The organism is Lysinibacillus sp. NPDC096382 (assembly GCF_044762845.1).
GTDB lineage: Bacteria > Bacillota > Bacilli > Bacillales_A > Planococcaceae > Lysinibacillus.
The window spans coordinates 93,847-106,285 of sequence record NZ_JBIWFC010000012.1; the positions used below are offsets into that span (position 1 = coordinate 93,847).

Annotated in this window: 4 protein-coding genes; all 4 read left to right on the top strand. The window is 36.8% G+C overall.

The genetic code is table 11. The features are described from left to right. Positions 1-547: 547 nt before the first annotated feature. The 4 genes from ACIQZA_RS16735 (at position 548) to ACIQZA_RS16750 (ending at position 12,300) form a co-directional block, all read left to right on the top strand. Positions 548-5,023 (top strand): endonuclease, encoded by a 4,476-nt coding sequence (locus tag ACIQZA_RS16735; RefSeq protein WP_402882879.1) that lies wholly within the window; start codon positions 548-550, stop codon positions 5,021-5,023. 328 nt (positions 5,024-5,351) lie between these two features. Next, a complete protein-coding gene (locus ACIQZA_RS16740) occupies positions 5,352-6,356 on the top strand; it encodes an acyltransferase family protein (protein ID WP_402882877.1) in 1,005 nt (334 codons plus the stop codon). A 930-nt stretch (positions 6,357-7,286) separates the two neighbouring features. Further along, a complete protein-coding gene (locus ACIQZA_RS16745) occupies positions 7,287-10,439 on the top strand; it encodes an S-layer homology domain-containing protein (protein ID WP_402882875.1) in 3,153 nt (1,050 codons plus the stop codon). A 364-nt stretch (positions 10,440-10,803) separates the two neighbouring features. Continuing rightward, positions 10,804-12,300 carry an S-layer homology domain-containing protein gene (locus ACIQZA_RS16750; protein WP_402882954.1) on the top strand — a complete coding sequence of 499 codons (1,497 nt, stop codon included), beginning with the start codon at positions 10,804-10,806 and terminating at the stop codon, positions 12,298-12,300. Positions 12,301-12,439 lie beyond the last annotated feature (139 nt).

The window sequence follows — 12,439 nt, forward strand, 5'->3', positions numbered from 1 at the left end:
TATAAAAAATACTTCAATGTTTGATTTTTTAGCTCTGAACAGCGCCCCGATTGTTTGACACACTCTAACTTTGGGCTACGGCACCATAAGATTCTATTTCTTTTGATATAAAAGTATTTTGTCCTTTTTAAAATTTAGCAAATAAGATAAATTGGCTCCTTATTAGAGTGTTATTTGTATTTATGTGTTAATAATTCGTTTTAAATTATTAAATTCCCTGTAGTAAATACGTATTCTTGATATTACAACTTTTTAACATAATATAAATACTATTAAAATAGTGAATTAATAATAATATGTTTACATATATATGAGTGAGGAAATATGTTTTGAATAGTTCGGCTATTTATGGCTGTAGAGACAGCCTTGATAGAGAGAGACGGGAAAAGGAGGGGATAGCAAAAGTAAGTTTACTTGTTAATGCATTCAAACGACATATGTACCAATTTAACAACCCTGTATTCTTTTGCAAAGTCTTCTCTTTGTAGAGAGAAGACTTTGCATTTTAAAAACTAACTTTCCTAAATTTGAAAGGAGAATTGACTGGATGTCAAAGAAGAATTGGAAGAAGCCGATAAACGTCTTTTTAGCAACAACTCTAGTCGCAAGTGTTGCCGCACCAGTAGCACCACTCACTGTACAAGCTGAAACATTAGCAAAGGATTTAATCATTTCAGAGTATATAGAAGGAAGCTCCTTCAATAAAGCCATTGAAATATATAATGGTACAGGTAACGCGGTTGATTTAAGCAATTATACGTTAGAGCTTCATACGAACGGGGAAGTTACCGCGAAAAATAAAGTGAATCTGACGGGTACTCTAGAAAGCGGAGCTACTTATGTTTTATATCATAAAGATGCAGCGCCTAACATTAAAGCAAAAGGAAATCTAGAAAACTCAACTGCTATTAATTTTAATGGAAATGATCCAGTCGTTTTAAGGAAAGCTGGTGAAATAGTTGATTCCATTGGACAAGTTGGTCCTTCAGCGGATTTTGCTAAAGATGTAACTTTAGTAAGGAAGAGTTCAGTCTTTTTGGGTGATACAAATATGGAGGATCCATTTAATGCAGCTTTAGAATGGACTTCATATCCGGTAGATGATTTTTCTAATTTAGGGCAGCACGTTATGGATATTGATTCAGGTCAGCCTGTTGACCCTGAAGCACCGGGAATTCTTTCAATTGGAGAAGCTCGGAATAAAGGAGTAGGTGAAACTGTAACTATTAAAGGTAGAGTTGCAGCAGGTTTGAAAAATACGTTCTCCGTCCAAGACGAAACAGGTGGTATTGCCGTAAGACCTACTAGTTTAGCTATGTCTATCGGTGATGAAGTTACTTTAAAAGGTAAGTTAGCTGACTATCGTGGGCTACTACAATTAGATGGTGCTACAATCGTTGAAAAGATTGAAAATGCAGGTGTACCTTCTCCAAAGGTAGTAACAGGTGCTCAAGTAAATGAAGATAGCGAATCACAGTTAGTAACAGTGAAAAATGTTACGCTCACAGATGTTCAACAAGGGGCGGGGTGGGCAAACTTTACTGCTAATGACGGAACGAATTTCCTCGTACGAGATGAAACAAATTCGCTAGATCTAGCTGTCGGTACAAACTATGAATCTATCACTGGTATTGTTCAACAATTCGATAAAGACTATCAAGTAATTCCTCGATCAAAAGCAGATATTGTAGTGGATAGTTCAGCATTAAAGCCTGCAAGCGCATCTCCTGGAAGTGGGACGTTCGTTGGGAAAACAACAGTCACTTTAACAACACCGACAGCCGATGCAGAAATTTATTACTCATTAAATGGCACGGTGCCAACTGATAAAAGTCTTAAATATGAGACACCAATTGAAATTAGCAAAAATACGACTTTAAAAGCAATAGTTAAAGCGAAAGATGGCACATATAGCGAAATAACTACATTTGATTATCGCATTGCTGATCAACTACAAATTCATGATATTCAAGGTGCGGGGCATGCTTCAACATTTGATGGTAAAACAGTTGAAGGAATTGAAGGAATCGTAACTTATTCATTTACGTTAAATAATAATTGGTATTATACGATTCAAACGCCAGATGAATTGGCTGATCATGATCCGAATACTTCTGAAGGAATTTTTCTGTACAGTGGAAAGAAACCATGGCCAATAAAGGTAGGGGATTTAGTATCTGTTAAAGGTAAAGTAAGCGAATATGCTTACGATGGCTATGATGATAGGCAGCAAACAGATTTAAAAACAACTCAAATTAATGTGCGTGACGATCAAGATGGAAAAGTAGAAGTTATTAAAAGTAGTGTAGCTTTACCAAAAGCAATTGAAATCGATAAGCTAAAAATGTCATTTAGTCAAATCGACAGTGATCAACTCCAAATTTTTAATCCAACAATTGATGCTATTGATTTTTGGGAAAGTATTGAAGGTATGAGAGTAGAAGTTGGCAACGTGAAGGCGGTAGCACCACAGGAGCATGGAGATTTAGTAACAGTACTTGAGGATGAATCAACGGACACAATTCACGGTGGGGTATTGTATGAGAAAGAAAATGCAAATCCGAACAGAATTCAATTCCGACTAGAACCGAATGGCGCTGCACGTGATTTTGAAGTGGCTACAGGTGATAAATTTAAAGGGCCAATTACCGGAATCGTTGGCTATTCCTATCAAAACTTTAAAATCTATGCTTCTTTAGATGAGATGAAGGCAGTTTATGAAAAAGGTAATACAGCACCAGAAACAACGAAAATAGTAAAGGCAGAAGATAAGTTAACAATTGCCTCGTATAATTTGGAGAACTTCTCTAATAACAAAACTTCTACAACTGATGATAAAGCGAGAAAACTAGCAAGAGCAATTGGTATTGATATGGGCAGCCCCGATATTGTCGGCGTAACAGAGGTGCAGGATAATAACGGACCCTCTGCAGGAGATTCCAAAGCGGATCAAAGTTATAAAAGATTAATTGATGCTATTAAAGGTGTCGGTGGTGTCGAGTATCAGTATGTTAATATCGATCCAATCAACAATCAAGACGGTGGAGCACCGGATGCAAATATTCGAGTTGGTTTCCTTTATAATCCAAAGCGAGTTAAGCTGAAAGAAGGTATGCCATCAGGAGATGCTACAACAGCAGTTGGCTATAAAGATGGGAAATTAACATTGAACCCTGGTCGAATTGATCCGGCAAATGAAGCGTTTAATAGTAGCCGTAAACCTTTAGCAGCACAATTTGAATTTCAAGGTGAAGATGTAATTGTTATCGCAAATCATTGGAATTCTAAAAATGGAGATACTCCTTTATTTGGTGCGATTCAGCCTCCAAAGTATGGAAGTGAAGGGCAACGTAAAAAAATCGCCAACATTGTTTATAATTTTGTTGAGGACGTTAAATCAAAAAATCCAGATGCAAATATTGTTTCTTTAGGTGATTTTAATGATTACCAATTCGCTGATGCTCTTAAAATCCATGAAGGTCAATTGATGACAAATATGATTAATAAAGTGGATGCTTCGGATCGTTACACATATGTTTATCAGGGGAACTCACAAGTATTAGACCATATTTTAGTGTCAAACAATTTGGCAGAAAAAACAGATGTCGATATCCTTCATATTAACGCTGATTTCACGGACATAGCTGGTCGTGCAAGTGACCATGATCCTGTAATGGTACAAATCGATGTTAAGAAAGGTTCAACTGTTGAACCGATTCAGCCTGAAATAGTATATGACTATAAGAACTTCAAAACAAAGAAATTGACAATAAATAAACCTAGTGTGGCAGTGCATTTAGATGCTCAATCTGTTATTCCAAAAGGTGTTTTCTTAAAAGGGGCCTATGCGGAACTACATGGAGAAGGCTTTAAGACGACTGATGTTTTCCTTAGTCCAGCTAAAGCAGGGATGATTATCGACCTTAAAGGCAATAGCGTGAAAACACTCACAATTGAAGGTCCAAATGTCAGTGAAATAAGAGGCGCTGAAAATATAGATATACAATCGATAATCTATAAAAAGGGCGCAGCTCCTGAACAAATTAAATTTACAAATTCGAAGGGGGATCCCATTGTGGATCCTTCTTTGCCTTCAGAAAACAAACAACCAATCATTAAAAATCCGATTTCAAACAAAACTGTAGCTGTTGGAGAGGAAATTCGAATTGATTTAACAGATCATTTTTCCGATTCTGATGGTGATAAACTTTCATTTACGGCTACAAAGGGCACTATAAGTGGAAAGTTATTAGTACTCAATTTAGATGAGGGTAGTCATATTGTTGGCGTTACAGCATCTGATGGCAAGAAAAGTGTCACGACAAGTTTCAGCGTTACAGTGATTGTTAATGATTATTATGCTGGAGCCTATAACAAGGAAGGTCAAGCACTAAAAAAGGCTCTTCATGATATCATTTCTGAACAAAAGGTACTTTCTTATGATGATGTTTGGGATGCTTTAAAGTATACAGATGAAGATCCTAATAATCCGAATAATATCATTTTATTTTATGCTGGGAAATCTAGTCCAAAAACAAACAGTGGCGGCAATGTAGGAAACTGGAACCGAGAGCATACGTGGGCAAAATCACACGGAAACTTTGGGACAAGCAAAGGACCCGGAACAGATATCCATCGTTTACGCGCAACCGATGTACAAGTTAATAGTTCAAGAGGAAATTTAGACTTTGACAATGGGGGCAGTCCAGTCGCTGGCTGTAATGGCTGCTTTAAAGATTCAGATTCATTCGAACCACCTAATCGCGTAAAAGGTGATGTAGCACGCATATTATTATATATGGCAACTCGTTATGAGCTTGGAGATAAGGTTGATCTTGAATTAAACGATAAAGTCAATAATGGAACAGCCCCCTATCACGGTAAACTTTCTGTTCTTTTACAATGGCACAAGCAAGATCCTATAGATGAATATGAAAAACAAAGAAATGAAAGAATTTACGATATCCAAGGCAATCGAAATCCGTTTATAGACCATCCTGAATGGGTGGAGAAGATTTGGTGATGGAAAGTACTGTTAATGCAGTGACTTAAACTTTTAATATTACTTTCTGATAGAGAAGAGTACTCAAAACGCCACTTCAAAGTTAAGTGGCGTTTGTTTATCTCAAATTCTAATCTCATTGAATCAAGACGTTGATTGATTTGCTTTAATTCGCTTAAAACTTCCTCCATCGACGATTTCATCTCTCTATTAAATATATCTATTTTGCTAATCTATCTCTCTTTAATATATCCCCTCATTATAGCATAGATAACAAGTATCTCCATTGCATTGATCGACAAACTATGACAGACTTAAATGAGATATAATAGTTTTAGGAGAATGTTTAGTGATCAAAGAGTGGGATTTACTGCGTGTGGTGGCGTGTTTGTCTATCTTATTATTACACACCTCTTCATGGATTATTATGGAGGTAGGTGTAGAGCCAGAGCAGTCGTTTTATCTGTTTTTACGGATTGCGCTCTGTTATGCAACGCCGACGTTTATTTTGTTGTCTATTTTAATTTTGGCGAATCGTTATCAGGTTAAAATACCGAATAACTTTTGGCCGAATAGAATTCAATATATCTTTCTACCATATTTAATGTGGGCCATACTTGATTCTGTAATTGTAGAGATAATTTATCACAATGGCTTAGTATGGGAAAAGTTTGTCAGTAATGTTGTTTACGGTGGGTTTGTAGGCTGGTTTGTTGTGGTTATGATGCAGTTATATGTAGTCTTTACGTTGATGAAGCGTTTTAAATGGTCTATGGCTTGGTTTTTACCGTTATGTGTGCTGATTATGTTAATCCATCATTCATTGATTGCCTTGCCATATCCATTTTTTGAAGAGAATGATCTCATGTTGCGTTTACTCTTTACGGGCTGGCTTGGTTATTTTGCGATAGCATATGCGATGGGTGTGTATTATACGCAGATTGCTGCGCTTGCGAAAAAGTATCGTTACGCGATGGTTGTGTTGTTCGTGTTATCTGCTACCTTTTTATATATCCGTCTGCAGCTCGGTTATACAGAGACGCATTCGAGACGACTTGATTTAATACCGCTTGTTATAAGTATCGCCTTGTTGGTAATTGCCTGGGGGCAGTCGCTACCTTATACGAAAACGGTTCAATTGCTAAGTCGATATGCGTTTATGATCTATCTCATTCATTGGGAGGTTCTGCGGATATCAACAGGATGGTTTGTGGATCATTTTAATAGTACGCTTGTGCGAGTGCCATTGCTAATGTTGTGGGCGCTAATCGTTTGTATTACGGTGACGAAGTTAATTTCGATGCTTCCATTTAGTCAGTTTGTAATTGGGAGAATAAAAAAGCGTACCGCATAGGAAAAGCAGTGATTTCTTTAATTATAGAAATCACTGCTTTTTTTGTTTCACCGATAGCAAATAGGGATGCACCGCTAGGAATAGAAGTATCGCCGATAGCATCTACCATTCCGCAGTTTCAATAGATTCACGAATATGGCATACGATACGAGGCATGCGTTCCAACCATTTTAATAAGCCCCATTTTCAAAGCAAATTAATATAATAAGAACCCCATGCTATAAATGTCCAGCACGCCCCGTGTTAAAAGCCCGTGAAGCAAGAATCGCTGATACCTCCAAGAAGATCGCTGATAAAAAGCTAAGAATCGCTGATATCTCCAAGAAGATCGCTGATAAAAAGCAAGAATCGCCGATACCCCCTAAGAAGATCGCTAATAAAGAGCTTAGAATCGCTAAAAAGCTATGACAACGATAATCTCAAGAAGATCGCTGATAAAATACCAAATATTGATAGAACAACTGCAATTGCTGATTAAAAAGTGCCAATTCATAAGTCAATTTCTGAACGAAAAATGGCTTATGTAATATACCAAAAAACTAATAATATATAAAACTTATGGAAAAATATAATAGAATATAGGAAATACAAGAATAAATTACCTACATAATTGTGACATGAGTTCACGAATTGTTCACTAATGGTTTTTAATCAATTATTGCTTGAAAGTCGAAAATTGTAGAAATTTGGATGGTAAAAATGACATGGGTAATATGGTATATTTTCCTTGTCGCAGTAAGGTTTGTCTGTTAATTTTCAGGATGGTAGCAATAACAATATTTATACAAATTATGGTTTAAAAACCTTTAGAACTAAAGCATTACCACAATTTTCATTCCAGGTATTTCATTTTGAAATTTATCATCTCGTACTCTTATAATGAAGTCGTAGTCATGAATATTGGCTAATTTATCTAGGAGGTAATTTCATATGAAACAAAAATATAGTAAATGGGTTGTAGGCGCAGCATCAGCAGCCCTAGTAGCATCAGCAATCGTACCAGCAGCAAGCGCAGCAAGCTTTTCTGATATTAAAGATAATGACCATGAGGACGCTATCTTAGCATTAGCAGACGCTAAAATCGTAGCAGGTTACCCAGACGGCACATTCAGACCGGATGCTGTAGTTACTCGTGGTAATGTAACTAAATTCTTAGGAAAATGGTTAGTTTCAGAAAATTACGAAATTCCTGCAGACTATGCAACAAAAGCTCGTTTCACTGATTTACCAACATCAACATCTGACAAAGAGTTATTACAATATGCAGCACTTGTTAAAGATGCTGGCGTATTCAAAGGTTCAAATAACCAATTAATGCAAGCTAATAACATGAGCCGTGAGCAAATGGCAGTTGTTTTAGTACGTGCTATCAAAACTGTTTATAACATAGATTTAGTAGCTGATTACAAAGATGCTGACTTCGAATCAGTTATCACTGATTTAGACAAAGCTACAGCTACAGAAAATCGCGAAGCAATCATCGCGTTAGAATATGCTGGTATTACAAACGTTAAAACTATACAACAGTTCAATCCTAAAAACTCAGTAACACGCGGTCAATTTGCATCATTCTTACACCGTACAATTACTATGGGTGAACAAGCATCTTTAACTGTTAAAGAAGTTAAAGTTGTAGATGCAACAACATTAGAAGTAACACTTTCTGATGACAAAAAACATACGGTAACATTACCAACTCCACTTCCAGAAAACAAAGAAACTAAAGTAGAGTTCGTTATCGATGGCAAAACTTATTCTGCTGAAGTTACATATGTAACTGCGGTAAAAGTAAAATCTGTTGATGCAGTAAATGCAAAAACTTTAGCTGTAACATTCAATAAACCAGTTGAAACTGAAAAAGCTAAATTTGAGCTTAAAAAAGATGGCTTCAAATCTAACTTCTCTTCTATTACATGGAACGAAGATAAAACAGTTGCAACAATTGAATTAACAAGCAAAATTACAAAAGGTGAATTCACTGTAAACGTAACTGGTCTTACAGATGAAGCACTAACTGGTTCGGTGAAAACAGAAGACGAAAAAGTTTCTTCTATTGAAATCCTTGGTGAAGTAGCTCCATTAATCGACAATACAAATACAGCTACAATCGGTTACCAAATTAAAAACCAATACGGTGAAGATATTACAAAATTAAACGCTTCATCATTAACAGTTTCTGCAGCAGGCGCTAAGGCAGATCCAAATGCGAACGGCTCTATTACAATCACTAAAGATGGCCTTAAAGAAGGCGACAAAGTAGTACTTACAGTGATCCATGGTGCAACTGCAACTACAACAACACAAACTGTAACAGTTTCTGCAAAAACTGTAGCATCTGACGTAACAATTGGTGCTCTTTACAACAAAGATGGCAAAACTTTAACTGAAGATACTGCTTTAGCAAAAGATAAATTCTATCTTCCTGTTACTGTAAAAGACCAATACGGTAAAGAAATTACTGACGTAAAACGTCTAAAAGATGAAGTTCTAGTAACAAATACAAACCAAGCTGTTGCAACATTCGGTGAATTTGAAAAACAAACAATTGAAGGCAAAGATGTAGTTGTTCTTCCAGTTGAGAATATTGTGGCAACTGGTGAAACAAACGTAATTGTTATCGCTAAAGCAACTGGTAAAAATGGACAAGCGACAGTGAAAGTTGCTGAAGGTGTACGTGCTGATTCAGTTACATTAGGCGCACCAACAAAAGTTGTTACTGCTGAAGCAGACATCCTATTCCCATTATTTGTTTCAGACAAACAAGGTAATTCAATTAAGGATACTACTGTATTAAATGGTACTAAAGGTATCTCTATTACTGGTGGATCTTTAGTAGAAAAAGATGGCGAGCTTTATGCAAAAGTAGTAGGCGCTAACGTAAAAGAAAACACACCAGTAACTGTTGTTGTAACATCTTCAACTGGTAAAGTTGCAACTCAAACAGTTATTCCTAAATCTACAACTGCACCAAAAGTAATCACTGGCTTAAATAGCAAAGTGAGCACAGCTATCCGTGAAATTGCTGGTGAAAAAGTAGAAATCACTGCAAAAGACATCGTAGTTGAAGATCAATTCGGTCAAGTTATTTCAACTGATGAGCTTCTTGCAAAACTTGCAACAGCAAAATACACAATCGAAGCATCTACAGATGAAAATGCACCATTCGAAGTAACAGGTAAAATCGGTGCTGCTGACAACAAAATTACAGTAGCATACAAAGCAGGCGCTACTAAAACAACTGCTAATGTAACATTCAAACTTGTAAAAGAGGGTAATACTGCAATTGAAGCAAGCACTTACTCTAAACAATTCTCAGTTGTAAAAGATAGCTCATTCACTTCTTATAAAGTAGAAGATATTAAACCTATCTACGTAACTGAAAAAGAAGCTGGTAAAGCAGATTTAGTAATTCCGGATAAGTATGGCAAAGACATCGTAGTGAAAGCAGTAACTGCTAATGGTGGAGAAGTTACACTTAAAGCAGGTTCTGACTACACAGTAAAATCTGCAGTTCTTACAAACGTTGCAGATGGTAATATTACTACTGATGATGCAGCTAAAGTAGAATTCGATAAAGATGCTAAAACTGCAACTGCAAAAGTAACAATCACAATCAATGCTACTGGTGAAGAAATCGTGAAAGAAGTAACACTCTCTAAAGCTGCTCCTAAAGTAGAAAAAGTAGCTGTAGTAGAAGATGGTAAAGCTCAACAATACATTAATGGTGACGCTGTTAACTTCGTAACAACTTCTTCTTACAATGTAGCTGCTGACTTCGACTTAGATGCATTCTTCAAATTAACTGACGTAGTTGTTACTGACCAATACGGCGTAATGGCAACTGTTGCTGAAGCTGATGCTACTGGCGTAGTTAAAGGCCAAGCTGTATTTAACGGTGTTCCAACTGCTGCTGCAACACTAACTTTATCTAAAGTTTCTGGTGAAGTAGTATTCAGCAATAACGGTACAGCTACAGCATCTGCTACAGGTAAAGCTGGAGACGTATTCAATGCTCGTGTAAACATTGGTGGTCAAAGCGCAACTCCTGTAAAAGTTACAGCTAAACAAGACTTCAAAAACTAAAAAATATTTTTTAAACAGTGGAGGTTCGAGTTAAATCGAACTCTCCGCTGTTTTTTTACTTATGAGGAAAATTAAGACGATGGTTAGATGAGCAGGGGTAATGGATAAAAGAGTGATAACGACGGAAAAAGAGGGAGAATGAGGGAAAGAAAAGTCGTAACGCTAAATAAAATCACAAAAATGTCAAATATATCTCGAACCGATGAACTTGGTAGTCAATAGATGAGACTTCACACAGTGCCTCACCCTAACATTCGATAGAAAAAAGAAACTCTTCATAATTGAAGATTATGAAATATTTGGATTCCCTTATACGTATTATAATAGTATGATAGACAAAATATGTTAAGGGGTTGAGCTGGTGATGAAGAAGCATACTTTATTTCAAGGGGCAATAGTTGCTGCATTAGCGACAAGTGCGATTGTAGTAGTACCAACTGCACAGGCAACAGATAAATTTTCTGATGTTGATTACACGAAGGAATATGGTGTAGCGGTAAAGGATTTAGCTGAACGCGGAATTATTAAAGGTTATGCTGATGGCACGTTTAAGCCATTCGTTGATGTGACGCGTGGACAGGCTTCGAAGATTTTAGCAGGTCTTCTAGGGCTGGATACTAAAAATGTAATGGACCCACAATTTACAGATGTAAAACCGAGCGATGAATATTATGGGGCCATAGCAGCCTTAGAAAGTGAAGGGATTGTCTCAGGGTTTGCTGACGGATCCTTCGGTGTCAATCAAGCGATTACACGTGAACAATTAGCGCGAATGCTAACAACGGCATATCATTTAGAATCTACTATTGGTCGGACATTACCATTTAAGGATATTGTAAAATATTCAGATGCTTATTACGCAGTCGCTCCATTGTTTGAGAATAATATAACGAAGGGGATTACACCAACTACTTTTGGTTTAAAAGAGACTGTCAATCGTTCGCAGCTTGCGTTATTTATTCATCGTCTTGAAGCTATGCAGGCTAAACGAGTGACCCAAACATTTACTGCACAGGAGTTTAATTCAACTAATATTGATGCTTATTCTAACGATAATCTAACGCCAGATGGAGAGCATGAATTCTTCCGTATTCTTCGAACAAATAACGATATGAAGATAGAGGCGTTACAAGAGGGATCGGGCTATTTCATGCTGGTTGGCTACAATATTGATCATGATGAAAATTATGAAATCGTCGAAATGCAAAAATATAAAATTGATGTAACAAAAGTAGATGGAAAATTACAAATTAACTGCCAACCAACAGATGAAGTGACACCTGGCTCAGCACTGATTTTTGAGCAAGATTTAGGCTTTGATCCGAAAAATATTCAGCTAACTACAGCTGCTGGACAAGCTGTTAGTGATAAAGTTTTCAGCTATAAGCCATATAAATTTGATGGCTGGGATGAACAATCGATTCCTAAGGGCGGTAACTATGTGCTGTCGTTATTGCAAGCAGGTGACTATATTGCGACTTTCTCTGATAATAAAGGACATTCGGTACGTGTAGGTATCCATGCAGAATCTGATGGCTATGGATTGTATTCAACATCAGCGATTGAAAAAAGCAGTGCGTTCATTCCAAAAAGTGAAATTGGCTTTAAGGTGAAAGATTTCAAAATTGAGCAATACACAGGTGCAATGCATGATCATAAAATAGTTGATGTCGAGCTTTCAGCAGATGGTGTCACTGTAAAAAGAGTCGGAAAAGGTAATTCTGCTTTTTCTGTCCGTCTGAATGGAGAAAATGGTGAGAAACTATATGTACATGGCATGATCCATGAGGTAAGTGGTATAGCAGCAATGAACTATGAACTAGTGACACAAGAACAAATGGAGAATTCATCATTTAATTAAGAAACCGGTAGAAAAGACAACATCGCTGATAAACATCAAAGAATCGCTGATAAAACCAGATAAATCGCTGATAAACATCAAAAAGACGCTAACAGCACAAAAGCCTCCCCAAATTTTTCATGCGGGGAGGCTTTTATAT

Excerpts from the sequence above, each read along its gene's own strand:
- ACIQZA_RS16735 (WP_402882879.1), top strand. The coding sequence starts at position 548 with ATGTCAAAGAAGAATTGGAAGAAGCCGATAAACGTCTTTTTAGCAACA.
- ACIQZA_RS16745 (WP_402882875.1), top strand. The coding sequence starts at position 7,287 with ATGAAACAAAAATATAGTAAATGGGTTGTAGGCGCAGCATCAGCAGCC.
- ACIQZA_RS16750 (WP_402882954.1), top strand. The coding sequence starts at position 10,804 with ATGAAGAAGCATACTTTATTTCAAGGGGCAATAGTTGCTGCATTAGCG.